The following is a 25,670-nucleotide window of genomic DNA, read 5'->3' on the forward strand; positions in this document are numbered from 1 at the left end:
TCCGCAGGTGCGGGAGTTGCGGTTGTTTGATGAGGCGTTGGCGGATGCGGTGCAGGTTATGCAGCGCTCGATCGTCAATGCGGGTCCGGTGGCTTCGGCGTCGTCGTGTCGGATCCCGGTGTCGGCGTTTGCTGCTGAGAGTGATGGGGTGGTGTCTCGGGCGTCGGCGCAGGTGTTTGCGGGTTCTGCGGTGTTGCCGGGTACGCATTCCAGTGTTGCCAGGCCGGATTCGCCGCGGCATCGGACGTATACGACGGTGCGTCGTTTGTTGTTGGAGGCGGCGGCGGGCATGGTCGATACGGTGTTGTCGTTGGGTCCGGCGCGGTTGGAGGTTCACAACGCCGCCGACGCGGGTGCGGCGGTGGGCGAATCGGATCGGGTGCCGGTACTGACGCGGTATTTGCCGCGTGCGCATGATCGGCGGGTTCGTGCGGTGCTTGGTGAGGTTCTGGCTGGCGGGCCGTCACGGTTGGTCATGCTGACTGGGGAGTCTTCCACGGGTAAGACCCGGGCGTTGTATGAGGCTTTGCTGGATCTGGCTCCGAGTGCTCCGTTGTTGCATCCGGTGGGTGATCTGGACCTGCTGGAGTTGTTGGATGAGGGTCGGGTGCGGTCGGGGTGTGTGGTGTGGCTGAACGAGGCACAGCGGTTCCTGTACAACCGCGACGCCGCTGCCAGGCTGCGAGCCGTGATGACGGCGACCCCGGGAATCGCTGCGGTCGGCACCCTGTGGAACAACCCGTACTGGAACGATCTCACGACTTCGGACAACTCGGACGGGCCCCGCAGCCAGGCCAAAGCCCTGCTCACCCACCCGGCACTGGCAGTACGTATCAACGTGCCCGCACACCTGGACGCCGAGGATCTGAACGGCTGGCGAAAACTGGCCCGTACCAGCGGCGATCCCCGGCTTCAGCAAGCCCTCAGCGCCGGGGCCGGCGACGGAAAGGTCATCCAGTACGTCTCGGGCGGTCCGGAACTGCTGACCGCCTACCTCACCGGTGACCGGGGCGGCGCCTTGTTCACCGCCGCCGAACACGCCCTGATCACGGTGGCGCTGGACGCCCGGCGCCTGGGCCACCGGGGACCGCTGCCCGCAGCGCTTCTGACCGACGCCGCTGACGGCAGTCTGTCCACCCGCGACCGCTCGCCCGATCCCCGATGGGCCGAACACGCACTACGTGCGCTGTCCTCCGGCCGACGCGAAGACGGCTCCCGTGCCGACGTCCGCAATACTCTGACAGCCTTGACCGCCGTCTACGCCCGCAGTGGAGCGCCGGCGGCCTACGAGCCGGCCGACTATCTCGACCAGCACGCCCGACGCCTACGTGCCGAACAGTACGGAACCCCGGCGCTGTGGAACGCCCTGATCGAGCACACCATCGATCCTTTCGACATGGACAACCTGGCCCACGCGGCCTGGGATCGAGGACTCCGCACAACGGCGATACGCCTCTGGCACAAGGCTGTCACCGCGGGCTATCCGACCGACGGCCTGATCGATCTGGACGACGTTCTCGACCCGGGTGAGCAGGCGGCGACCTACACGGCGGTCCAGGTCGGCTTGAATCACACTGAGTCCGTACGCCGTCTGCTCGGCAGGCTCCGCAGCGCTGAAGCCAATGCCGCGTTCAGCATCCTGGCCGGACGTGCCTGCGCTCACGCCGATATCGCCGACCCGTGGGCTGTCAGCTGGTTGCTCAGGACGCTACGAGAAAACGGCGCGCACGAGGCGGCGAAGGCTCTGGTGGATCGGGACGTTGTGGCCGACGCCGACCTCACCGATCCTGCCGCTGCGGGGTTTCTGCTGAAGGAACTGCTGTCAGCGATAGCCAAGGAGGCCAGCCAGGAGGTTGCTCGACGCGGAGCCTCCGACGCCGACCTCAAACACCTGTTCTCGACTGCGGGGCTCATCAAGACCTTGGCAGAGGCTGGAGCTGGTCGAGAAGCCGCCGAACTGGCTGAACGCGCTGCCGCTGAGGCTGATCTCAGCGACCCGAGCGCGGTGGCGCGTTTGCTCGCGGCTATACGGATGAAAGGCACACGCCGCGCACAAGAGGTGCTCCTGAACCGGGCTCCGGCCGATCACGCCATCATCGGCCCCCTGAGCGGGACCAAAGAATTGCTGCACCAACTCAAGGCAGCCGAGGCGGAGCACGCGTTCACGGTTCTGCTCCACCGGGCCGTGAACGAGACCGATCTCACGAGCCCGGCGACCGCGAAGAATCTGCTCCAATCCGTGCGCGAGGCCGACGCCGAACAGGCGATCGCCGAGCTGACCGACCGGATTCTCACCGAGACCGACTTCACCGACTACCATCGGGACGAGGCGCCGGAACTGCTCCGTGAGGTGCGGTGGAGCGGGGCCGACCACGTGCTCGCCACCCTGGCCCAGAGGGCCGCGGCCGAGGTCGACCTCACCGATCCGGCCAGGGTGGCGCGGCTGCTCGACGAACTGGCGACGTTCGAAGCCGAGCGCGCGGTCAGGATTCTGCTGGAACGCGACCCGGTCGCCCACGTCAGCCTCGCCGACCGCGTCGATCCCTTCCTGGTGACGTGGCTGCTCAGTGCGCTGCGGCGGTCCGGAGCCGAGCAGGCAGCTCGTACGCTGGTCGAACGCGCCGTGGCGGAGGCCGACTTCAGCGACTCCTTCATGATGAGCATCAGCTACCGGGCCCTGCGACACACAGGTGCCGGCGAACAGGCGGGCAGGCTGTTCATCGAGCGCGCCGCGCGTGCCGACCTCACCGACCCGAACACGGCGTCGTGCTTCCTCGACGTTCTGAGGGCGATAGGCAGCGAGGAAGCAATCGCCGCGCTGTTGGCCCGCTTCCCCGTCGCCGAGGTCGACGCCGCCGATCCAGGCACGCTGGCAAGGCTGTTCGACCTGCTCACAGCAGCCGGTGCCGGGAAGGCGGTCGCGACGCTCACCGAACGCGCTCTGGCCGAAACCGATCTGACCAGCCCCCCGAGCGTCGCGTATCTGCTCGAGACTTTGCACAATATCGGCGCCGGGCGCGCTGTCGCGGTTCTGGCAGAGCGCGCCGCTTCCCGTGCCGACGTCGACAATCGACCAGGAGTGGTGCGACTGCTCGACGCGCTCCGGAAGGTCAAGGCCGGCAAGGCCGCGGCGCGCTACGAGGCACGCGCCCGAGACGCGGGCCACTTCCCGCACGACTTCGTACCCTACGGACGCGAACCCGACGGCCGGCCGAGCCGACCGTGGACCGTCGGAACCGTCGTCGCTCTGAACAAGCCACCGGACCCCGCCCAAACCAGTGCTTCAGAACGCCCCGTCACCTACGATGAGGCAAACAACTGAATCCGACGAGCACTTCCGCCTCCGTGCGGAAGACACCACAGGTTGTTGCACTCCGTAGCTCAATGAACCGGTTCGTGACGATGCGATCGTAAAGGATTGACACAGTCGACGGGTACTCGCGGAGCGATCCTGGGGGCGGGCGCGACGATGCCCTCCTCGGCACCCTCGCGTCGCTGAACACTGGTTTGCTGGCCGATGTCCTCGCGGAGGCTCCGGTCGGTATGGGCTTGCTGTCCACCGAGCTGCGCTGGGCGTACGTCAACGCCGCCTTCCTCTCCACGACCGGTCTGGACCCCGCGCGGGTGCTGAGCCGGCCGGTCGCCGCGACGCCGTTCGCCGCCGATCTGGCCGTGATCCGCCGGGTGCTGGCCGACGGGAATCCGCAGGAGGCGGTCGACGGTGCCGAGGCGGCGTCGGTCACGGCCACCGCGACCGGCTGGCAGGTCCGGTACCGGCGGCTGGAGGTCGACGGCCGGGCCGCCGGGGTCGTGGTCGCCGTGACCGGGACCGCGACCCGGCACCAGCGCCAGCTGGACCAGGCCCGGCGCCGGCTGGCGCTGCAACGGGCCGCCGCCGCCCGCATCGGCACCACGCTGGACGTGGACATCACCTGCATCGAACTCGCGGAGCTCACCGTGCCGGCGATGGCGGATCTCGCCATCGTCGAGGTGATGCCGTACGAGGTCGCGAACCGCGGGCACGGGTCCGGAGGCGGCTTCGGCACCGGTTCTGCTCACGGCACCGATTCTGCTCACGGCACCGGCACCGGCACCGGCTCCGCTCACAGCTCCAGCCCCGCCCCCGCCTCCGGCGCCGATCCCCGGCGCGAAACCCCCCGCATGCGCCGCGCCGCGCTCGCCTGCGCCCCGGACCTGCGCCGCTGGCTCGGGCCGCTCGCGTTGACCGGCATCTCGACGCGGCCCGCCGCCGGCTCGGCCGTGGCGCGGAGCCTGGCCGAGGGCCGGCTGGTCGTCGCGAACCTGCTCTCCGACGAGGAGTTGGCCGAGCGGGCGCACAACGCCGACACGCTGGCCGCCTACCGGGCGGCCGGCATCGGCTCGATCCTGGCCGTCCCGCTGCGGGCGCGGGGCCAGGTGGTCGGCGTGCTGACGCTGGCCCGCGGCCGCGGCGCCTCGGAGGGCTTCACCGACGACGACGCCGTGCTGATCCAGGACCTCGCCGACCGGGCCGCGGTCAGCGTCGAGAACGCCCGCCAGTACGCCGACTCCCAGAGCGTCACCCTGGAACTCCAGCGCGCGCTGCTCATCGAGCCCGGCCGTCCGCACTCGAACCTCGAAGTCGCGGCCCGCTACCTGCCCTCCGGCAACCGGGCGCTGGTCGGCGGCGACTGGTACGAGATCATCCGGCTGCCGTTCGGCCGCACGCTGCTGGTGATGGGCGACGTCATGGGCCACGGCGTCGAGGCCGCGGTCGACATGAGCATCTACCGCTCGGCGATCCGCGACGTCGGCAGCATGGACCTGCCGCCGCACGGGATCCTGCGCCATCTGGACACCCTGATCGCGCAGGACGAGTCGGCGCGCCCGGCGACCTGCCTGCTCGCCGTCGCCGACCCCAACCGCGGGCGCTGGACGTTCGCCAGCGCCGGCCATCTGCCGCCCGCGCTGTTCGCGCCGGACCGCCCGACCGAGCTGGTCGCGATCCCCACCGGGCCGCCGCTGGGCACCGGGCTCGGCGGGTACGAGCGGGTCATCGTCGACCTGGATCCGGACCAGGTCCTGCTGATCTACACCGACGGGCTGGTCGAGCGCCGGGGCGAGGACATAGACGTCTCGCTCGCCAGGCTCGCGTCCTTGCCGCTGCCGGGCACCGGGGCGCTGGAGGACCTGCTCGACGACGCGCTGCGCCGGGTCGCGCCGGCCGCCATCGAGGACGACATCGCGATTCTGGCGGCCCGGGCGACGCCGAGGTGACGGAGCCCGCGCGATATGGTCGTGATCATGCGCTTCGACGACGACGCCGACGGTTGTAGTACCACGCCGGGCCTGCCCCGGCTGACGGCCGCGCCGGGTTCCCGCGCGGCAGCACTTCCCGGGTGTGTCCCCGGCCCCACGATCCGGCACGCCATCCGCCCCGTGTCCCCGGTCCCCGGCGCGGCCACCGCATGCTGACGCTTCTGGGCCTGCTGGCGATCGCCGTCCTGACCGCCGCCACCGGATACTTCGTGTCACAGGAGTTCGCCTTCATCGCCGCCGACCGGGGCCGGCTGCGGCAGCTGGCCGAGGACGGCGACGCGGCGGCCGAGCGGGCCTACCGGGTCACCGGCCGGCTGTCGTTCATGCTCTCCGGCGCGCAGTTCGGCATCACGGTGACCGCGCTGCTGGTCGGATACGTCGCCGAACCGCTGCTCGGCGCCGGGCTGGCCGATCTGCTGGGGTTCACCGGGTGGTCGCACGCGGCGCGGCTGTCGCTGTCGGTCGCGGTGGCCCTGGCGGTGGCGACCGTGGTGCAGATGGTGCTCGGCGAGCTGCTGCCGAAGAACCTGGCCATCGCCAAGCCGGTCGGCACCGCGCGGGCGCTCAGCAGCTCCACGCTGCTCTACCTGCGGATCGTCGGCCCGCTGGTCCGGCTGTTCGACGGCGCGGCGGCCAGGCTGGTCCGCGCGGTCGGCATCGAGCCGGTGGAGGAGCTGCCGCAGGGGGCCAGCGAGGAGGACCTCCAGCACATCATCGACGAGTCCCACCTCCAAGGGCTGCTGGACACCGAGCTGTCGCAGCTGCTGGACCGCGCGCTGGACTTCCGGGGGCTGACCGCCGGGCAGGCCATGACGCCGCGGGTGAACGTGCACACCGTGCGGGCCGGGGCCCCGGTGACGCGGGTCGTGGAGATGCTGGTCACCGGCAACTCCCGGTTCCCGGTGACCGGCGAGGGGATAGACGATCTGCTCGGCGTGGTCGGGCTGGCCGAGGTGCTCGCGGTGCCGCCGGCGCTGCGGGGCACGACGCCGGTCCGGGACGCCTGCTCCCCGGCGCTGCTGGTGCCCGAGAACCTCCCGCTGCCCGAACTGCTGGAGCGGCTGCGCTCGGAGCACCGGCAGCTGGCCTGCGTCATCGACGAGTTCGGCGGCTTCGCCGGGGTGGTGACGCTGGAGGACGTGACCGAGGAACTGGTCGGCGAGATCCAGGACGAGGACGACCTCGACGGCGCCGTGATCCAGCGGCGGCCGGACGGCGGCTGGACCGTCCCGGCCCGGATGCGGATCGACGAGGTCGCCGACACCACCGGCATCCCGCTGCCGGCCGACGAGACCTACACGACCGTCTCCGGTCTGGCGCTGCGCCACCTCGGCCGCACCGCCCGCGTCGGCGACGAGGTGGCGCTGACCGTCCGTGCGCCGTACACCGAGGACGGCCCCAGCGAGCTGTCGGTGCTGCTCCGGATCGTCGCGGTCAAGCGGCAGGTGCCGGCGACGGTGGTGCTCACGACCCGGCCGGTCGACGACGGCACGGGTGCCGGGGAGGCGGCCCCGTGACCGGTGTCTGGGCCCTGCTCGTCTCCGCCCTCCTGCTCGCCGCCAACGCCTTCTTCGTCGCCGCCGAGTTCGCGCTGATCGCCAGCAAGCGGCACCGGTTGGAGGCGGCCGCCGCCGAGGGGAGCCGCGCGGCCCGGGTCGCGGTGGCCGGGACCCGGGAGCTGTCGCTGATGCTGGCCGGCACCCAGCTCGGCATCACGCTGTGCACGCTGGGCCTGGGCGCGCTGGCCGAGCCGGCCATCGCGCATCTGCTGGAGCCGCTGCTCGTGGCGGTCGGGCTGCCCGAGGACCTGTCCTACGGAGTCGCCTTCGCCGGCGGCCTCGTCCTGGTCGTGTTCCTGCACATGGTGGTCGGCGAGATGGCCCCGAAGTCCTGGTCGATCACCCATCCCGAGCGGTCGGCCGCCCTGGTCGCGCTGCCGTTCCGCGCCTTCACCCAGCTGGTGCGCCTGCCGCTGCTGGCCCTGAACGGGATGACCAACGGCCTGCTGCGGCTGCTGAGGGTCGAGCCGCAGAGCGAGCTCGCCGAGGCCCACAGCCCGGAGGACCTGCGGATGCTGGTCCGGCAGTCCGCCGAGCACGGGCTGATCCCGCCGGTGCAGCAGCGGCTGCTGACCCGGGTGCTGCACCTGCAGAACACGCCGTTGTCCGAGGTCATGATTCCGTGGGCGGACACCGTCACCATTGCGCGCGACGCCACCGCGAGCGCCGTGGAGGAGCTCAGCCGCGCCACCGGCCACTCCCGCTTCCCGGTCACCGGGCCGGACGGTCCTCCGACGGATCTGGTGCATGTCCGCGAGGCGGTGCGGGCCACCACCCGCGGCCAGGACCCGGCCGTGACCGACCTGATGAGCAGTGCCCTGACGCTGCGCGCGGACGAGACGGCGGCCGAGGCGGTCACGATCATGCGCCGCCGACGCTCCCAGCTCGCGCTCGTGGCCGAAGCCGGCGCGGAGGCAGGCACGGAAGCAGGCACGAAGGCAGGCACGGAAGCAGGCACCGACGCGAGTCCGGCCACGAACATCGTGATCGGCATCGTCGCGCTGGAGGACCTGCTGGAGGAACTCATCGGCGAGTTCGAGGACGAGACCGACTTCGACGCGCTCGCCGGCTCGCAACACCTTGGTCAGCCCTCGCCGCCATAAGCCGTTAGTTAACAGAGTGTTTGTCATGTGGTCGATCAGTGGGCGAAGTTTTTCGAGATATTGCGGCTGTGAGTGGAGAACCGATCACCGCATCGTCCGCCGACCCCGACGAGCCCGACGAGCCCGACAAGCCTGACGAGCCCGACGCGCCCGATCGGCAGCGCGCCTGGGCGCTCGCCGACGTGACCGCCACCGGCGGCCTGCGGATCGAGGAGGCGGACGACGACGACCCGATCCTCATCGGCCCGGACGGCGTCCCGGTGGACACCTGGCGCCAGGACTACCCCTACAGCGCGCGCCTGGACCGCACCCGGTACGAGCACGACAAGCGCCTGCTCCAGATCGAGCTGCTGAAGCTCCAGAACTGGGTCAAGGACACCGGCGGCCGGCTGGTGATCCTGTTCGAGGGCCGGGACGCGGCGGGCAAGGGCGGCACGATCAAGCGGTTCACCGAGCACCTCAACCCGCGCGGCGCGCGGGTCGTCGCGCTGGAGAAGCCCACCGAGCGCGAACGCACCCAGTGGTATTTCCAGCGGTACGTGACCCACCTGCCGGCGGCCGGGGAGATCGTGATGTTCGACCGGTCCTGGTACAACCGGGCCGGGGTCGAGCGGGTCATGGGTTTCTGCGACCCGGCCGAGTACCTGGAGTTCATGCGGCAGGCGCCGGAGTTCGAGCGGATGCTGGTCCGCGACGGCATCACGCTGGTGAAGTTCTGGTTCTCCGTCTCGCAGGCCGAGCAGCGCACCCGGTTCCTGATCCGCCAGGTCGACCCGGTGCGGCAGTGGAAGCTGAGCCCGATGGACCTCGCCTCGCTGGAGCGCTGGCAGCAGTACACGGACGCGAAGGAGGCGATGTTCTTCTACACCGACACCGCCGACGCGCCGTGGACGGTGATCAAGAGCAACGACAAGAAGCGGGCCCGGCTCGCGGCGATGCAGCATGTGCTCTCGCTGTTCCCGTACGACAACAAGGATCCTGAGATCGCCCAGAGCCCCGACCCGCAGATCCTCGGTTCGGCCGCCCTGCTGGTCGAGCGCAGCAGCGACGGCGATCCGAACCGGATTCTGCCCCGGCTGTCCAGCGGCTGACGGCGAGGAGGCCAGCCGGTCGGCGCGAGCCGTCGGCCGGCCGGCGTCGGTCATCGCCGGCCGCTGCCTGCCGCCGCCTGCCGCTGCTGCCCGCCGCCGCCCCGAGTTCTTTACCAACGCTTTACAACCGACCCGCCTCCTCGGTCGTCTCTCCCCGTGATTCCGCACCAGCGGACCCACGACCGAACGACCAAGGAGAGCCGCCCCTATGCGTACTCGGAGTTTGCTGACCACCCTGGCCTGCACCGCGATGCTGGCCGGGGTCGGGACGGAGGCGGCGTTCGCCGACAGCGCCGCCACCCCCTCGCCCAGCGCCCCGGCGACCACCGCGCCCACCGCTCCCGGCGCCCCGACCGCCAGCGTCCCCGCCCCGCCCGGCGCCCCGACCGCCAAGACTCCCGTCCCGTCCGCCAGCGTTCCCGGCCCGCCCGGCGCCCCGAGCGGCAAGGCGACGCCGAGCGCGCCCGACACCGCGCAGATCCCCACGCGTCCCAAGGGCGCTCCGAACACCGGAGAGCCGACGGCGGCGCCGGACCACCACGGCGAGGCCGCGGCGGCCGGCGCCGGGCTGGCGGTGGTCCTGGCCGGATCGGGCGTCGTCGCGCTCCGCCGCCGGACCAAGAGCCAGGGCTGACCCTTGCGGCCAGTTCCGACCCACGGGTGGCCGGCCCTGCTGGCCACCCTCCTGCTGGCGGCCGGCTGCTCGGTCGGCTGCTCGGCCGGTTCGCCGACGCCGGCCGGCGGCGCGAACGGAGCCGTGGGCGGCGCCGGGGCGGTCCCGTCCGCGGCGTCCGCATCGTCCCCCGCCACCGCCCCGGCGAGTGCCGGGGCAAGCGGCGCCGCGGGCGGTTCGGCGGGGACCTCGACCGGTGCCCGCGCGATCGCCCGCTCCGTCCCGACGCGCCTGCTGATCCCGGACATCGGCGTCGACACCCCGGTGATGTCGCTCGGCCTGGCCGCCGACGGCACGGTCCAGGTGCCGCCGATCAAGCAGGCCAGCCCGGCCGGCTGGTACCAGGGTTCGCCCACGCCCGGGCAGACCGGCCCGTCGGTGCTTCTCGGCCACGTCACGGTCGGCCAGTACGGGGACGGCGTCTTCAAGAAGCTGGACCAGCTGCGCCCGGGCGCCCGGGTGCTGGTCCGGCTGGCCGACGGCGCCACGGCCGAGTTCGTCGTGGACCGCGTGCGGACCGTCGCCAAGGACAACTTCCCCAGCGACGAGGTCTACGGGAACGTCGACCGGCCGGAACTGCGTCTGATCACTTGCGGAGGCGCGCACACCGCCGACGGCTACACCGACAACGTGGTGGTCTTCGCGTCCCTGTCCGGGAGCGCGGGTTAGCGGCGGGGCGGGTTCCATCATGTTCACAGCACTTGGAGAGAGTTGAGCCGGTCGAAGGAATCCGGAGAAAAGAGTCGGGCGGCGTCCGACCTGTTCACCGATCTCTACCCCGCCCTGGCCGGCTGGTGCCGCCGCCTGGTCGACGACGACGGCACCGCCCACGAGATCGCCTCCGAGGCGTTCACGCGGCTGTGGAGCCATTGGACCGCGGTGCAGGAGCCTCGGGGCTTCCTCTACGTCACGGCCGCGAACCTGGTCCGCGACCATTGGCGCAAGCTGGACCGCGAACGCCGGGCGCTGCGGCAGGCCACGGCGGAGGCGGAGCTGGACCAGTACCGGGAGGGCGCCGACGCCTCCGTCCCGGTGCGCATGCTGGTGCGGTCGCTGCCCGAGCGGCTCCGCACTCCTGTTCTGCTGTACTACTACGCCGACCTTCCCGTCAGAGAGATCGCCCGACTGACCAGGCGGAAAGAAGGAACGGTCAAATCCGATCTACACGCGGCACGGGAACTCCTGCGCGCCGGACTCGGAGGACATCTTGATCACACTCATTGAGCCCTCGGACGACGAGTTCGCCGACGACGACGGGTACGGCGACGGGGACGAGTACAGCGACGGCGACGCCGAGCTCGCCGAGCTGCTGCGCCCCGGGTTCTCGGTCCTCGCTCCACCGCCGGGCACGTTCCAGCATGTCCGCCGCCGCGCGGCCCGCCGCCGGATGCTCCGCGCGGTCGCCACGGCGGGCACGGGCACGGCCGTGGTGGCCACCGCGGTGGCCTTCGTGCTGTGGCCGTCCGGGGCTGCGATCGAGCCGGCGCCGGTGACGCCGCTGGCTCCGCAGAACCAGTCGACGTCGCCGAGCCAGAGCCCCGGCCAGAACCAGAACCAGAGCCAGGGCCAGAGCCAGAGCCCCAGCGAGAGCCCCAGCCAGGCGACAGCCGAATCCCCGGCCAGAGCGACAAGCCCGTCCATGTCGGCTCCCACACCCTCGGCCACTCACAGTGTTCTGAGCAAGCCCACGCCCGAGCCTCCCGGCTCCCCCGCCACGAACGCGCCCGGCGCCCCCACGACCAGCGGGATGCCGGCGCCGCCGAACGGTTCCAAGCTGTCGCCCAGCACCCCCGGCCTGGACCCGACGCCCTCGGCTCATCGGTAGCGGTGCGCCCGCCCGAAAGGGCGGAACTCCTTCCCGAACGGCGCGCCGTCCGGCCCCCCACCCGCGTGCCGAAGGCATCGATACTGGAACGACTGCTTCATCGTCCCGACCGCCCGGTCCGGCCATGAAGCCTGTTCGCTGCCAGATGGGAAGTGCTGCCCATGCACGCGCACGAGCACGAACGGTCTCCCGCTCCGGCCTCGACCCAGGTCGTCTCGCAAGCGACGCCATCGGTTCGGGCCCAGGCCCCCGCAGGTTCCCGGAGCCCGAGCGGGCGGCCCGACGCGGCTCAGCTTCGCGCCCTGCGAAAGCTGGGGTTCGACGACAGCGCGGTGCTGCAACGGCTCGCGGTCGACGGCGGCCATGCGGCGGGAACCGGCGGCCACGGCGCGGGAACCGGCGGCGCCTCCTCGGTCCAGGACGTACTGCGGCGTCCGGGCCGACCGCTGCCGGTCGCCGTCCGCCAGGAGATGGAGGCCCGCCTGGGTGCGGACCTGGCCGACGTCCGGCTGCACACCGACCGAGCGGCCCAGCAGTCCGCCGCCGAGATCGGTGCCCGCGCCTACACCTCGGGCCATCACGTGGTCATCGGCGCGGGCGGCGGTGACCGGCACACGCTCGCCCACGAGCTCTCCCACGTCCTCCAGCAGCGCCGAGGGCCGGTCTCCGGGACGGACAACGGCAGCGGCCTGCGGGTGTCCGACCCCTCCGACCGTTTCGAACGGGAGGCCGAGGCCACGGCGAGCCGGGTGCTGCGCGCGCCGGTGTCGCTCGGGTCGCCCGGGTCGCCGCTATCGGCTCCGGCGCCCGGTGCCGGGGCCGCCGCTTCAGCCGCCGGCCCCGAGCAGACCGGCGGAGGCGGCGAGCCCGTCGTGCAGCGGACGATCGACTTCGACCCGTTCGCCAACCTGAGGCCGATCACCGCCAGCCTCTCCGCGATCAAGACCGATACGATCATCAACAAGGGCCTCACCTACCAGTACGGCGGGACAAAGGGCAACGCGCTGTTCTTGGAGCGGATGCTGAGCAACAACGGCGGCGGCTCGAATCCGGGCGAGCCGGCGGACATCACCGAGATGCGGACCACCGACGTCAACCTGGTGCGCGCCCACGGGCAGCAGCGGGCGGCCACGGCGATGCACGCGATCAACGGGGACTTCACCCACGGCGCCAACGGCACCGCCGACAACATTTTCATGGGATCGGCGAAGTCGAACACCCAAGAGCATTTCCACAAGGTCGAGAGGCCTATTCGCGCCGCGATGAAAAGCGGCACCACGGGGTTGGTCGCCGCATACGAGACGATGATGGCCAACAATCCGCCGACCCCGATCCCCGGCACCACCATGGTCGGGTGGGCCGCGCCGGGCCAGAACATCCCCGGAGCCTCCTCGGCCCCCACGGTCCTGGCGCCCCTTCAGGCTACTTTCCCGCAGCTCACCCACGTCGTGAACAGGAACGATCTGATCAACCGGCCCGAGGGCAAGTGGCCGAAGATGATCGACTACCGCGTGACGCCCAACTATGACTATCTCCCCTATCCGCAATGGCCGCAGTTCTTGCTGGACAACCTCAACGAGGCCCAGAAGCTCGTGACCGCCGAGCAGGCCAAACCGCCCCAACAACAAGACGTCCAAGGCATCACCAACGAACTCGCCGCCATGCAGATCCTGGTCAACCACGCCCATCAACTCTTCCCCGAAACGTTCACCTGCGATGCGGATTACTACATCGCGTCATACGATCCCGTTACGCCCTGGTACCACAGCCAGGACTCGGGCGACTACGACGCAGAGGTCTGATGCGATGACAGCCTCCGAACGCCCCGAACCGCCGGGAGTCTTCCTGGCCTTCGCCTCGGAGGACTCGCCGCGGGCCTTGAGCCTGGACGCCTCGCTGCGCGCCTCCGGAGCCCGCACCGCGTTCGACGAGTCCGAGGAGCCTGACGAGGAACTGCCGAGCGAAGTGGTGCTCCAGGACCTCGGAGCGTGCGACGGGTTCGTACTGGTGTGGTCCAGGCACACCGCCGAGGACGACGGCGTATCAGAGCTGCGACGCCTCGCAGCCTCCTTCGACAAGCCGTGCTTCGTCCGTTCCCTCGACGCGACCCCGGCGCCCGAGGACGTCGACGGCCGGATTCCGGCCGAGGACGACGACGCGGCGGCCACGGCTGCCGTTCACCGCCTCCTCGGTGCGCAACCGCCGGTCAGCGCCCCACGGCCGCACCTCTCCGTGGAGCCCGGCCGCTGGCAGATCACCAGCGATGCACAGCACGGAGAGACCCTCGATCTGGAGTTGACCGGGGCCGACGGCTCGGGCCCCCTCACCGGCGTCCACCGCCGGGCCGGCGTCGAAGGCAACGTCACCGGCCACTGGCGGTCGTACCCCGAAGAGGGACGGCTGGACCTGGACCTGGAGTCCTCATTCGGACTCCGGCCGCAGCATTCCCTCCGGCAGCTCCAGCTGCTCGGCGGCACGAATCACGAACTGACCGCCGAGGACTTGCACGGCATCGCTACCGTGCTGCGCTACCGCCTCGTCCGCGACTGATCCCGTCAGCTCAGCCGCGCGTTGGTGTCCCGCACGATCTGCGCGACCACCTCGTCCCCGACAGCCGCCGGGCCGCCGAACACCGAGATCGTGCCGTTCCACTCGAACAGGTGCCAGTTCTCCAGCGGCAGATCGCTGGACACCGCGTGCGGATCGGTGAGCGCCAGCGGCTGCCCGGCGTTGGCGGCGAAGGCGCCGCCGGCCAGCGCGTCCGGGAAGTTCGTCCCCGAGGCCACCGAGAGCGAGTGCGGCGGCTGGCCTCCGGTCATCGCGTTGATCACCGCGCTCGCGGTCTCGTAGCGGTCCCCGCCGGAAAGTTCCGTGATGCGCCGGCCGGGCAGCGCGGCGCGCAGCGCGGCGACCGCCGGGCCGCCGACCGCGGTGATCGACGCGTGCCCGGCGACGGCCGCCGCGGTCGCGGGGTCGAGCGTCGGGCCGTCGGACAGCAGGATGGCAGCCCCCTGCTTCGCGGCCAGCGGACCGGCCGCCAGGGCGTCGGCGAAGGTGCGGCCGTTGGCCACGACCACGTTCGCCGACGGACCGATGGCCTCGGCGACGCGCCGGGCCGTCTCGAACCGGTCGGCGCCGGCCAGGCGCCGCACCGCGAATCCGCGAGGCAGCGCCGAGGCCACCTGGTCCGACAGTGCGCTCGTGCCGCCGAGCAGGTAGACGGTCTTGCCCGAGCCGGCGCCCAGGACCCGGGTGATCTCCGCGACCGTGGCCGGGTCGATCGCGGTCTTGTCGCTGAGCAGCAGCGGGCCGTGGACGTGGGCGGCGAGCGGGACGCCGGCCAGCGCGTCCGGGAAGTCGCCGCCGAAGGCCAGGACCACGGCCCCGGCCGACCCGGCCGACCACTGGGCCCGGGAGGCGGCGACGGCCGTCGCGTACCGGTCCGACCCGGCGATCCGGTGGACGGTCGGGTTCACGTAGGTCGTCACGTCGACCGATTGCGAGGTGCTGCCGCTGAAGCCGAGGTCGTCCGTGCCGGTCACGGTGATCGTGTAGGAGCCCGAGGCCGGGTACTGATACGGCGGAGCGATGCACGGCTGCCCGCCGCCGCAGTCCACTGACACCGGAGGCCGGCCGTCGCCGTAGTCGATGCTCGCCTTCGCCAGCGACGGCGTCGAGATCCCCACCTTCACGAGGCCGTCGTACTGGCTCGTCCAGAAGGCGGGTTTCACGACGGTCGGAGCGATCGTGACGGTCGCCGCGTCGCTCCAGGTGTTCCCGTAGGCGTCGGTCGCCGTCACCGAGACCCGGTGCTCCCCGTCGGTGGCGACGGTGTGCTTGGCCAGGCAGTCCGATCCGCTGGACGCGTGGTAGCCGTCGTCGAACACGAACACGCAGCCGGTCACCGGCCAGGCGGTCGGGTGCGCCATCTCGGCGATGATCATGCGGTAGGTGGCCGCGTGCTGATCGACCCCGAGACCCAGGTGCAGCTGCGGCGGGACCGCCTGGTACTCCAGGGCGCCGCGGTCGGCGTACGCGGGGGTGCCGGTGCCGAGCCCGGCCTCGCTCGCGATCGGATAGGGCTTGCGGACGCTGCCCGCGCGGTCGGTCGCCGGCTCGTTGCGCGCCGATCCGTCGGCCGAGTCGACCGCCGGGGAGGCGGCGGTGAGCTGGTAGTCGCCGCGGTCGCCGCCCATCAAGGACTGCGCCTCGAACCCCGGGTCGCCGGTGAGGTCGGCCGTGCCGTGGCCGGCGGCGTCGAAGGCGGCACCGTCGGCGTAGTCCGCCGCGCCCCAGCGGAAGGGCGTGCCGACGTTGTTCAGCCAGCCGTTCGTCCCGGTGTTCGCCAGAGTGTGGCTGACGGTCGTGCCGGACGTGGCCGAGGCCGCGACCCCGACGCCGACCTGCTGGTAGCCGCAGACGCCCTGGGTCGCGTCCGCGATGTCGTTGACGACCCGCACGTCGGAGGCGGTCCCGCCGACCCCGATCGCCGTGCCGCAGATCCCGTCGACGGTGTTCGACACCACGTCGACCCGGGCGGAGTCGACCACCGCCACCCCGCCGCCGGCGGCCGTGCCGGTCGCGCTGATCGAGTCGATGATGTCGTTCGCCACGACGACGTCGCTCGATCCCGCGTCGATCACCAGACCGGTGCCCGAGCTGGTGTGGATCACGCTGTTCGTGAACGTCGCGCCCGTGACGCCGTCGAAACGGACGGCGGCCGCTCCGGTCGACCCGGGCGCCGGATGGTTCTGGGCGCGCACGACATCGATACCGGACACCGTGATCGCGGACGAGGACGACACCTTGACGGCCTCGGCCGAGGTGAGGGCGAACTGGACGCCGCGCACCGCGACGTCGTGCTGGCCCGCGATCGAGAGCCCGTAGGCACCGCCGTTGATGTAGGCGAAGTCGCTGGAGGCCTGGAGAGTGATGCCGGACTTGGTGACGTCGATGCCGCCGGCGAACCTCCCGGTCAGCATCAGCGTCGTCCCGGCCACGACGGCCGGGGACGCCAGCGCGGCCGGCACCGTGCAGAACGGCGTCGCCTCGGTACCGGCTCCGTCGCTGTCCGAGCAGATCGCCTTGTCGCTGTTGACGAAGACGTCGTTGCCGTCCGCGGCCCGGGCCAGGCCCGGCAGGACCACGGCCATCCCGACGCTCCCGCAGCAGATGGCGGCGGCCACGACCCGTCGTGCGTACGTCACGCAGATATCCCCCGTCTCACGTCACCGACAGACAGCCTGTCAGGGCGGGAAGATTCTGCCACCGCGCCGGCGGACGTCAATGCGCGACAACCTCCTGACAAGGTCACCGGTCCGGCATGCGGACTCCCGGCCGAGCTCTTGCAAGAATCTACCTGGAGTTTGCAAAACTGGGACGGCGCAGGTCAGCAAAGTACAGAGATCGGATTACTCGACTCGATCACCGTGTAACGTCGCCATAAACCTGCACTCCATAGCGTTCACCCCTGGACGGCCGATCCATCACGCGCTACAACACATCCGATGTATCCGCGAGGTCGTTCAGGAGGGCTTGTGTCCGACCACCCCGTCCGACGGCGTCTGCTGGCTGTGGCCGCGGCGCTGGCGTTCGTCCCACCGCTCGCCGTGGCCACCGGCCTCGGCGCCCAGTCCGCCGCCGCCGCGACTGTGACCACGGCGTGGCAGAACGCTGCTTTCCATCTCGACACCGCCGGCGTCGTCTCCAGGTCCGATGTCCATCTCGGACACGCCAACACCGCCGCCGCGCAGTCGCTGCCGCTCGGCAACGGCTCGCTCGGCGTGGCCGCCTGGGCCGCCAACGGTTTCACCGCCCAGCTCAACCGCAGCGACACCATGCCCTACCGGCTCTCCCCCGGGCAGGTCCAGATCCCCGGCCTGGCGGCGATGACGTCGGCGCCGGACTTCACCGGCACGCTCGACCTCTATAACGGCGTGCTGACCGAGTCCGGCGGCGGCATGACCTTGCAGTCGTGGGTCCCGGCCGGCAAGGACGAGCTGGTCGTGGCCGTCACCGGGGCCAATCCGGGCACCCGGCTGAGCGCCACACTGAACCTGTGGAGCGGACGCTCCCCGGCGACGGCGGCCTCCGGTGCGGTCGCGAGCCTGGCGCAGACCTGGGTCGACAACGCCCAGAGCGGGAACTCCGGCCGGACCTTCGGCGCGATGGCGGCGATCACCGCCGGCGGGCAGAACGTCGCGGCCTCCGTGGTCAACGGCACCCAGGTGCAAGTCGCCTTCAACCCGAACGCCGACGGCTCGTTCCGGGTCGTGGTGGCCTCCCCGTCATGGACCGGCGGCGATCCCACCGCCACCGCGAACTCCGTGATCGGGTCCGACACGACCGCCGCCACCTCGTCGCTGCTCGCCACGCAGTCGTCGTGGTGGAACTCCTTCTGGGCCAACAGCGGCGTCATCGAGATGAACTCCGCCGACGGCGTCGCGCAGTACATGGAGAACCTGCGCACGATCTACCTCTATGCCGAGGCCGCCTCGATGCACCAGGGCGCCCTGCCCGGCAGCCAGGCCGGAGTGGCGAACATGTTCGCCTTCGACCAGGACCAGCAGGACTGGTACCCGGCCGGGTACTGGCTGTGGAACCTGCGCGGGCAGATCGCGGCGAACATGTCGTCGGGCAACTTCGCGCTGAACGTGCCGATCTTCGACATGTATCTCAACGACCTCCCGGCCATCCAGTCGTGGACCAGCGCGCAGATGGGCGGCAAGCCCGGCGCCTGCGTGCCGGAGACCATGCGCTTCAACGGCAACGGCTACTACAACGGCGGCAACGCCTCGCAAGGCGCCTCCTGCGCCACGGCCTCCAGCCCCGGTTACAACGCCCTGACCATCACCAGCGGGGCGGAGATCGGCCTGTACATCTGGGAGCAGTACCAGGCCACCGGCAATACCAGCTTCCTGCAGAAGTACTACCCGGTGCTGAAGCAGACGGCCACCTTCCTGCTCGCCGAGCAGAGCGTGGGCTCGGACAACTTCCTGCACGCCACCGCGAACGCGCACGAGACGCAGTGGGCCGTCACCGATCCGACGACCGACCTGGCCGCGGACTCGGCCCTGTTCTCGGCGACGGCCAACGCCGCCACGCTGCTGAACACCGACAGTCCGCTGGTGTCGCAGCTGCGCACCGCGCTGGGCCAGATCGAGCCCTACGCGCGCACCGACGCCTCCTCCAAGACCCAACTGCTCAACCCGCAGCCGACCTCGGCGGCCGCAGCGGCGAACGTCGACGCTCAGGGCACTGATGTGATCGCGAACTCCTACCAGCCCGGCGCGACGCTGCACAACGGGGAGAACATCGGCCTGGAGCCGGTGTGGCCGTTCAACCTGATCGGCGACAACACCGTCGTCAACGGCGACAACCTGACCGCGCTGGCGCAGCGCACCTACACCAACCGGCCCAACAAGACGAACCCGGACTGGAACTTCGACGCGGTCCAGGCCGCGCGCCTGGGTCTGGCCGGCGAGGTGGCCGCGGACCTGACCACCACGACGAAGAACTACCAGGCGTTCATCAGCGGCCTGGCGAACCTGTTCAACGGCACCGCCGGCGACGAGCCCTACATCGAGCAGTCGTCGACCGTGGCCACCGCCGTGGACGAGGCCCTGGCCACGCAGTACGACGGCACCCTGCGCTTCGCGCCGGCCTGGCCGTCGGGCTGGGACGCCGCCGGCACCGTGTACGTCCAGGGCGGGTCCAAGGTCGACGTGCAGGTGGAGGGCGGGACCCTGGCCACCGCCGCGATCCACGCCGGGACCACCGGCACGCTGAGCGTGCGCAATCCGTGGCCCGGGCAGCAGGCCGAGGTCGTCAACGGATCCTCCGGCGCGGTGGTGGTCGGCGCGACGACCGCGGGGACGCTGAGCGTCCCGGTCAGCGCGGGGTCGACGTACCTGGTCGAGCAGGTGTCGTCGCCGACGACGGCGCTGCCGTACGCGCAGGTCACCGGCACCAAGGCCACCGCCGCGAAGCACCTGGGCAGCCAGCAGATCGGCCTGGACGGCGCGGCGCCGGCGTACCCGAACCTGGCGGCGTCGTTCAACAACGTCGGCATCTCGGCCGACACCAACACCGCGCCCGGCAACTTCGACGCCGGCGGCGCGAGCTTCTCCCAGACCGCGCTGACCAACGCGCACGCCGGGCCCGGCGCCTCGGTCACCGCCTCGGGCGTGACCTTCGCCTTCCCGAACGTCGCCGCCGGCGTCAACGACAACACCGTCGCGCAGGGCCAGACGATCACCATGTCCGGCACCGGGACGCTCGGCTTCCTGGTCTCCGCCAGCTACGGCCCGGCCACCGGCTCCGGCACCGTGACCTACACCGACGGAAGCACACAGAGCTACACGATCACCGCTCCGGACTGGTTCTCCACCACGGCGCCGAGCGGCGGGAGTGTCGCCGTCAGCTCGGCGTACCAGAATCGGCAGGGGAACACGACCTACAACGGCACCGGCGACATCTTCGCGGTGCCCGTCGCGCTCACCGCCGGGAAGACCCTGGCCTCGGTCACGCTGCCGCCCGGCGGCCCGCTGTCCGCGAGCGCGGCGATCCACGTGTTCGCGCTGGCCACCAGCGGAACAGGTTCCGGCACCCCGGTGATCAGCCTGCGCTCGCACGCCAACAACAACTATGTGAGCGCCGCCAACAACGGCGCCTCGCCGCTGATCGCCAACCGGACGTCGATCGGCCCGTCCGAGTCGTTCGACGAGATCACCAACGGCGACGGCAGTATCAGCCTGCGCTCGCACGCCAACAGCGACTATGTCTGCGCCGACAACGCCGGGGCCAACCCGCTGATCGCGAACCGGACGGCCATCGGGCCCTGGGAGTCCTTCGACCTGATCCACAACGGCGACGGGAGCGTCAGTCTGCGCTCGCACGCGAACAACGACTACGTGACCGCGGAGAACGCGGGCGCGGCGGCGTTGATCGCCAACCGGACCGCGATCGGCGGCTGGGAGGAGTTCGACCTGATCCAGGACTGAGCCGGCTTGGTGCGGGGTCCCGGGCCGCGGCCCGGGACCCCGCACGCGTCGCGCCTGTCTGGTGCCCGGCCGCCGAACAGCAGACAATGCTGGCCATGGGGTGGCTGGAGGACTCAGAGCACGAACAGGACGGGGTATACGGCCTCGAACTTGTGTCCGAGGCGGGCGAGGAGCCGGAGGCCACCACGGGCCGCGGGACCGGTTTCGGCACGAGCACCGGCGGGACGGGGGTCGAGCGCCGGGAGACGATAGGCAGCGACCAGGCCCGTCGGCTGCCGCGGGCGCTGCGCGTCGTCGGGATCCTGGCGGTCGGGGCGGCGTTGACGGTCACGCTGTGGCCGGCCTCGGGGCCGAGGGCCGCCAAGCCGGCTCCGGCCGACATCCGGGTGGCGGGCACCTCGCTCGTGCCGGCCGGCCGGGTCACGACGCTGACGCTGGTCCTGGCCAACGACACCCCGTCCTCGGCCTCGATCGGCGAGGCGGTGCTCCAGGACGCGGACGGCCGCCGCATCGGGTCGAACCGGCGCTGGCCGGCCGGGGAGATCGCCTCGGGGTCGACCTTGGCGATCAACATCCCCGTCCCGTACTACTGCGACACGCACATATCGCAGCGTCTGCCGATCGCTCTGCACGTCAGCGTCTCGTCGCCGCTGGATCCCGGCCGGTCCCGGACCCTTTCCTATCCGCTCGACGCGCAGGTCTGGCAGCAGTTCACGAACTACCAGGCGGGCGTCTGCGACGCGACGTCCGCCATCGGCCTGATGACGGGCCAGGTCTCCGTGGTCGGCACCAACCCCGGGACGCGTTCGGTCAAGGTCGTGACCCCGGTCTGGACCGACGTGCCGCTCACCGTCGACGGACTCTTCTCGGCGAACCCCGCCCTGTGGACCACCGACGATCCGCAGCCGCCGCTGGTCCTGCCGGCCGGCGGATGGCAGCCGCTCGTCACCGACTGGCACGTCTCCGACTGCGGGGCGATGTCCGGCCAGTGGGACAAGGCCCAGTCGGTGGTCCTCGCCTACGAGGGCCCCACCGGCGGCACCTCCCTGGTCATCCCGCTGCCCGCGGGCGTGGTCGCCCAACTGTCCGCCACCGCGTGCCCGCCCTGAGCCGGTCTGGTGGGATGGGCATGTCGATTCCGGGCGGGCCCGTTCGACGGTATGCGGAGAGGGGCCGAACAGCGGCCCCGCACAGCAAGGGACAGCGCAATGCGGAAAATGGTGGCTTTCGAGCATCTGACAGTCGACGGCTTCGCCTCCTCGGGACAGGGGATCGGGATCGAGTGGACCTTCCGCGCCTACAGCGACGAACTCGCGGCCTACGCCCAGGACCACATCCAGGCCGACTTCGACATGGCGGTCTACGGCCGTGAGACCTACCTGGGCATGTACGGCTACTGGGGCGCCAAGGACGCCGGCGACGGCTCGGAGCAGGAGCGCAAGCACGCGACCTGGGTGAACGCACTGGACAAGGTGGTCGTCTCCACGACGCTGGAATCGGCGGACTGGAACAACACCCGCCTGGTCAAGGGCGACCTGACCAAGGTGTTCACCGAGCTCAAGGAGCAGGAGGGCGGCACGATCGCCGTCTACGCCAGCCCGAAGCTGGTGCAGTCGCTCGTCGACCTGGAGCTCATCGACGAGTACCGGCTGGTCATCCACCCGGTGGTGATCGGCTCCGGCACACCGCTGTTCAAGGAGAAGTCGGCACTCGAACTGGACCTCCTGGAGTCGAAGGCCTTCGCCTCCGGCGCGGTCTACGTGCGCTACCAGGTCGGATAGGCGAGAATCCGCTGATGCGCTACCTGCTGCTGATCCACCAGGACCCGGGCGACGTTCCGGGCGGCGACTCGGGTGCCGGCTCGGGCGCCGGTCCGGGCGCCGGACCCGATCCGGCCCTGGCCGAGGACATGGGCCGGCTGATCGAGGAGATGACGAAGGCCGGGGTGCTGCTCGCCACCGGCGGACTGCGCCCGGCCGAGGAAGCCGTGCGCCTCCGCCTGGCCGACGGCAAGGTGACGACCCTCGACGGGCCGTTCACCGAGTCGAAGGAGGTCGTCGGGGGCTACTGCCTGATCGAGGCCGGGTCGCTGGACGAGGCGGTGCACTGGGGCTCGCGGTTCCTCGGTCTGCACGGCGCGGACTGGACGATGGAGATCGAGGTCCGACAGGTGGATCAGTAGTGGATCAGTAGGCGGGGGCCGGCGGGCAGGCTTCAGCGGGCAGGGGTCGGACAAGCGGGTCAGCGGGCGAGAGACGGACGCCGGCGCAGCCTTCGAGGCGGCCGGCGGCCGGTTCTCAGCTTCCCAGCTTCTCAGCCAAGGGGATCCATGATCGTCCGCGCGGTCCACGGCGGGCTCGGGCTGCCGTCCGGTTCGCGACCGTAGGGGGCGAAGCTCTCGGGGAGGTGGCCGGCGTCTTTGGCGCGTCGTTCGAGGATGCTGACGGCTTGCTCGGCTCCGGCCTTGTCCAGGACCACGCGGAGAAGTGTCACCGCCAACGGATTGGCCAGATCGACCTGCGCCGCCGGGTCGCGGTCCAGGAGCGCGGTGACGGTTTCGTCGGCATTCAGCTTCAACAGCGCGCTCAGCAGCCAGGCCACCGCATCAGGTCTGGAAAGATCGGCGTGCGCAGCGAGGTCCCGGCCCAAGAGGGCTCTGAAAGCCTGCTCATCACCAGTGTCGCGCAATGCCCAAATCAGTGCCGCCACCGCTTCCGGATCAGTGAGGTCGGCGTGGGCGGCGGGATCCCGATCCAGCAACGTTTCGGCCGCTCCCACCACGTGCAGCGCCATGAGTGCCCTTGCCACGGCTCTTGGATCAGTGAGTTCGGCATTGGCCGCCGCACGAGCGGCCAGAACCTTGGCCTGCTCCTTGGCCCCGGTCTTCCACAGTTCGGTGACGATCTGCGCGGTATCGGTCCCGCCATGGACGCCAAGGCGTTCGAGCAAGACCTCGACATCCCGCTCCGCCCCAACCCTGCAAAGCGCCGAATAGAGCGACATGGTCCTGAACCATGAAGCAAGCTCGGCGTGCCGGGCTGCACGTTCAGCCAAGATCGCGACCTGCCGTAGCGCCCCGGTCTGGTGAAGCCTGGAGATCAGATTCGCAGCGCCGTACGCATCGGTGACGTCGCACCGAACTGCGGGCTCACGGTCGACAAGGGTAGCGATCGCCCGTTCGGCTCCGGCCTCCCGCAGATGCCAGAGAAACCAAGCGACCGCATCCGGACCTGTGAGATCAGCGTGGGCCACGGCACGTTCGATCAACACCAATGCCTGCTGTTCGGCACCGACCGCCTCTAGCGCTTCGCAGAGTTCCCACACACGGCTCAGGTCAGTGAGACCGGCGTTGGTAGCGGGATCGCGCGCCACCAGGGTTGCGACCGCCTGCTCGGCGTTCATGGCATGCAATACGCGGAGCAACCAGGCGACCGCGCTGGGCTTCGTCAGGTCGGCGTGAGCGGCGGGATCGCGGTCCATCAGAGTCGCAAGCGCCTGGCTTCGTGTGGCCCTCTTCTGGAACAGTCCCCTGAGCACGTATGGATTCCGAAGGTCCACCCGAGCAGCGGTGAAAGTGGCCGCGAACTCGTCGGGATCCAAGGCCTCGCCCAGCTTGAGCAGGCCACCGGTAAGGTGGCCGACCATGGTCGCCTTGGACCACAGCCGAACGGCAGTGGTGCGCAGCCCTCGCTCCCACGCCGCCTCCGCCAGGCGGTCTTGATCGTCGGGGCTCACAGTGTGTTCGATCAGGGCGTCCCAGAGTGCCGGAGTGCCATAGCGTTCGGCGCGTAGGCGTCGGGCATGCTGGTCGAGATAGTCGGCAGGTTCGTAGGCTGCCGGGGCTCCGCTGCGGGCGTAGACCGCCGTCAGCGCTGTCAGGGTATTGCGAATATCGGTGCGAGAGCCGTCAGCCCGGACGCCGGTGGTCAGCGCGTGCAGCGCGGGTTCGGCCCATTGGGGATCCGGCGAACGATGCCTGGGCGCCAGGTCCCCATCGGCAGCAGTGGCAAGCAGTGCCGCAGGGAATGGCCCATGATGTCCCAGACGTCGCGCATCCAGCGCTGCCGTGATCAGAGCGTGTTCGGCGGCAGTGAACAGCGAGCCGCCTTCGCCGGCGGCGAGGTACTCGGCGAGTAGTTCAGGGCCGCCCGACAGGTGTTGGACGACCTTTCCGTCCCCCACACCCGCGGCGAGCGCTTGCTGAAGGCGGCGATCACCGCTGCTGCCTGCCAGGCTGCGCCAGGCGTCCAAGTCATTCGAGTTCAGATACACCGGCACATCGATGCGCACGGTCGTGGCAGGGTGGGTCAGCAGGGCTCTGGCCTGGTCGTGGCCGCTGTTCCCGCCGCTGACCTCGGTCAATTCGTTCCAGTACGGGTTGTTCCACAAGGTGCCGACCACAGCGATCCCCGGGGTCGCCGTCATCACAGCCCGCAGCCGGGCCGCGGCGTCGCGGTTGTACAGGAACCGCTGGGCCTCGTTCAGCCACACCACACACCCCGACCGCACCCGACCCTCATCCAACAACTCCAACAGGTCCAGATCACCCACCGGATGCAACAACGGAGCACTCGGAGCCAGATCGACCAGAGCCTCGTACAACGCCCGGGTTTTACCGGTGGAGGACTCCCCAGTCAGGACGATCAGCCGTGATGGGCCGCCGGCCAGGACCTCACCAAGCACCGCACGGATCCGCCGATCATGCGCACGCAGCAGATACCGCGTCAGCTCCGGCACCCGATCCGACTCACCTACCGCCGCACCCGCGTCGGCAGCGTTGTGGACCTCCAACCGCGCCGGACCCAACGACAGCACCGTATCGACCGCACTCACGGCCGCCGCCTCCACCAGCAGACGACGCACCGTCGTATACGTCCGATGTCGCGGCGAGTCCGGCCTGGCAACACTGGAATGCGTACCTGGCAACACCGCAGAACCCGCAAACACCTGCGCCGACGCCCGAGACACCACCCCATCACTCTCAGCAGCAAACGCCGACACCGGAATCCGACACGACGACGCCGACGCCACCGGACCAGCATTGACGATCGAGCGCTGCACCACCTGCACCGCATCCGCCAACGCCTCATCGAACTGCCGCAACTCCCGCACCTGCGGG

The 25,670-nt window shown here is 70.6% G+C and carries 18 protein-coding genes; 15 read left to right on the forward strand and 3 right to left on the reverse strand.

Translation table 11 applies throughout. From position 1 onward, the window contains the following. On the reverse strand, positions 1-291 hold a 291-nt coding region (locus ABD481_RS44480), incomplete at its 3' end, for a hypothetical protein (protein WP_344671979.1). Between ABD481_RS44480 and ABD481_RS44485 the strand changes: the two genes are divergently transcribed. The 11 genes from ABD481_RS44485 to ABD481_RS44535 all read left to right on the forward strand — a co-directional run bounded on the left by ABD481_RS44485 (position 290) and on the right by ABD481_RS44535 (position 14,099). Continuing rightward, complete coding sequence (locus ABD481_RS44485; RefSeq protein ID WP_344671980.1) at positions 290-3,322, forward strand: hypothetical protein; 3,033 nt, start codon at positions 290-292, stop codon at positions 3,320-3,322. The genes ABD481_RS44480 and ABD481_RS44485 overlap by 2 nt on opposite strands. Before the next feature lie 221 nt (positions 3,323-3,543). Beyond that, on the forward strand, positions 3,544-5,256 hold the full coding sequence (locus tag ABD481_RS44490) for a PP2C family protein-serine/threonine phosphatase (RefSeq protein ID WP_344671981.1): 1,713 nt from the start codon (positions 3,544-3,546) through the stop codon (positions 5,254-5,256). A 191-nt stretch (positions 5,257-5,447) separates the two neighbouring features. Next, positions 5,448-6,815 carry a hemolysin family protein gene (locus tag ABD481_RS44495; protein WP_344671982.1) on the forward strand — a complete coding sequence of 456 codons (1,368 nt, stop codon included), beginning with the start codon at positions 5,448-5,450 and terminating at the stop codon, positions 6,813-6,815. Next, on the forward strand, positions 6,812-7,960 hold the full coding sequence (locus tag ABD481_RS44500; RefSeq protein ID WP_344671983.1) for a hemolysin family protein: 1,149 nt from the start codon (positions 6,812-6,814) through the stop codon (positions 7,958-7,960). Before ABD481_RS44495 ends, ABD481_RS44500 begins: the two co-directional genes overlap by 4 nt. A 68-nt stretch (positions 7,961-8,028) precedes the next feature. Beyond that, the gene (ppk2, locus tag ABD481_RS44505; protein WP_425559419.1) at positions 8,029-9,051 is read left to right on the forward strand and encodes a polyphosphate kinase 2; all 1,023 of its coding nucleotides are present in this window, start codon (positions 8,029-8,031) and stop codon (positions 9,049-9,051) included. A gap of 208 nt (positions 9,052-9,259) precedes the next feature. Beyond that, the gene (locus ABD481_RS44510) at positions 9,260-9,685 is read left to right on the forward strand and encodes a superantigen-like protein SSL4 (RefSeq protein ID WP_344671984.1); all 426 of its coding nucleotides are present in this window, start codon (positions 9,260-9,262) and stop codon (positions 9,683-9,685) included. Positions 9,686-9,688: 3 nt separating this feature from the next. Continuing rightward, positions 9,689-10,393 carry a class F sortase gene (locus ABD481_RS44515; RefSeq protein ID WP_344671985.1) on the forward strand — a complete coding sequence of 235 codons (705 nt, stop codon included), beginning with the start codon at positions 9,689-9,691 and terminating at the stop codon, positions 10,391-10,393. A gap of 42 nt (positions 10,394-10,435) precedes the next feature. Continuing rightward, positions 10,436-10,948 (forward strand): RNA polymerase sigma factor, encoded by a 513-nt coding sequence (locus tag ABD481_RS44520; protein WP_344671986.1) that lies wholly within the window; start codon positions 10,436-10,438, stop codon positions 10,946-10,948. Further along, the gene (locus ABD481_RS44525) at positions 10,932-11,549 is read left to right on the forward strand and encodes a hypothetical protein (RefSeq protein ID WP_344671987.1); all 618 of its coding nucleotides are present in this window, start codon (positions 10,932-10,934) and stop codon (positions 11,547-11,549) included. The genes ABD481_RS44520 and ABD481_RS44525 overlap by 17 nt, the downstream gene beginning before the upstream one ends. Positions 11,550-11,881: 332 nt before the next feature. After that, complete coding sequence (locus ABD481_RS44530) at positions 11,882-13,351, forward strand: eCIS core domain-containing protein (RefSeq protein WP_344671988.1); 1,470 nt, start codon at positions 11,882-11,884, stop codon at positions 13,349-13,351. Between the two features lie 4 nt (positions 13,352-13,355). Next, a complete protein-coding gene (locus ABD481_RS44535) occupies positions 13,356-14,099 on the forward strand; it encodes a toll/interleukin-1 receptor domain-containing protein (RefSeq protein WP_344671989.1) in 744 nt (247 codons plus the stop codon). Between the two features lie 5 nt (positions 14,100-14,104). Here the strand turns inward: ABD481_RS44535 and ABD481_RS44540 are convergent, their stop codons facing one another. Further along, positions 14,105-16,756 (reverse strand): cell wall-binding repeat-containing protein, encoded by a 2,652-nt coding sequence (locus ABD481_RS44540; RefSeq protein WP_344671990.1) that lies wholly within the window; start codon positions 16,754-16,756, stop codon positions 14,105-14,107. A gap of 300 nt (positions 16,757-17,056) precedes the next feature. Here ABD481_RS44540 and ABD481_RS44545 point away from each other — a divergent pair, with 300 nt between their 5' ends. From ABD481_RS44545 to ABD481_RS44560, 4 genes are all read left to right on the forward strand, one after another. Next, positions 17,057-20,551: a glycosyl hydrolase family 95 catalytic domain-containing protein gene (locus ABD481_RS44545; protein WP_425559420.1), complete on the forward strand. Its 3,495-nt coding sequence runs from the start codon at positions 17,057-17,059 to the stop codon at positions 20,549-20,551. A 95-nt stretch (positions 20,552-20,646) separates the two neighbouring features. Beyond that, the gene (locus tag ABD481_RS44550) at positions 20,647-21,660 is read left to right on the forward strand and encodes a hypothetical protein (RefSeq protein ID WP_344671992.1); all 1,014 of its coding nucleotides are present in this window, start codon (positions 20,647-20,649) and stop codon (positions 21,658-21,660) included. A 99-nt stretch (positions 21,661-21,759) separates the two neighbouring features. Continuing rightward, the gene (locus ABD481_RS44555) at positions 21,760-22,332 is read left to right on the forward strand and encodes a dihydrofolate reductase family protein (RefSeq protein ID WP_344671993.1); all 573 of its coding nucleotides are present in this window, start codon (positions 21,760-21,762) and stop codon (positions 22,330-22,332) included. Between the two features lie 14 nt (positions 22,333-22,346). Then, entirely contained in the window at positions 22,347-22,733 is a 387-nt protein-coding gene (locus ABD481_RS44560) for a YciI family protein (RefSeq protein WP_344671994.1), read from the forward strand. 131 nt (positions 22,734-22,864) lie between these two features. On the opposite strand, the gene ABD481_RS44565 is transcribed toward ABD481_RS44560, so the two are convergent. Next, positions 22,865-25,654 carry a hypothetical protein gene (locus ABD481_RS44565; RefSeq protein WP_344671995.1) on the reverse strand — a complete coding sequence of 930 codons (2,790 nt, stop codon included), beginning with the start codon at positions 25,652-25,654 and terminating at the stop codon, positions 22,865-22,867. Between the last annotated feature and the right edge of the window lie 16 nt (positions 25,655-25,670).

The organism is Catenulispora yoronensis (assembly GCF_039531695.1).
GTDB classification, from domain to species: domain Bacteria; phylum Actinomycetota; class Actinomycetes; order Streptomycetales; family Catenulisporaceae; genus Catenulispora; species Catenulispora yoronensis.

What these genes read in the sequence shown, in the direction of transcription:
- ABD481_RS44485 (WP_344671980.1), top strand. Translation starts at nt 290, where the DNA reads ATGGTCGATACGGTGTTGTCGTTGGGTCCGGCGCGGTTGGAGGTTCAC.
- ABD481_RS44490 (WP_344671981.1), top strand. Translation starts at nt 3,544, where the DNA reads ATGGGCTTGCTGTCCACCGAGCTGCGCTGGGCGTACGTCAACGCCGCC.
- ABD481_RS44495 (WP_344671982.1), top strand. Translation starts at nt 5,448, where the DNA reads ATGCTGACGCTTCTGGGCCTGCTGGCGATCGCCGTCCTGACCGCCGCC.
- ABD481_RS44510 (WP_344671984.1), top strand. Translation starts at nt 9,260, where the DNA reads ATGCGTACTCGGAGTTTGCTGACCACCCTGGCCTGCACCGCGATGCTG.
- ABD481_RS44535 (WP_344671989.1), top strand. Translation starts at nt 13,356, where the DNA reads ATGACAGCCTCCGAACGCCCCGAACCGCCGGGAGTCTTCCTGGCCTTC.
- ABD481_RS44545 (WP_425559420.1), top strand. Translation starts at nt 17,057, where the DNA reads ATGTATCCGCGAGGTCGTTCAGGAGGGCTTGTGTCCGACCACCCCGTC.
- ABD481_RS44550 (WP_344671992.1), top strand. Translation starts at nt 20,647, where the DNA reads ATGGGGTGGCTGGAGGACTCAGAGCACGAACAGGACGGGGTATACGGC.
- ABD481_RS44555 (WP_344671993.1), top strand. Translation starts at nt 21,760, where the DNA reads ATGCGGAAAATGGTGGCTTTCGAGCATCTGACAGTCGACGGCTTCGCC.
- ABD481_RS44560 (WP_344671994.1), top strand. Translation starts at nt 22,347, where the DNA reads ATGCGCTACCTGCTGCTGATCCACCAGGACCCGGGCGACGTTCCGGGC.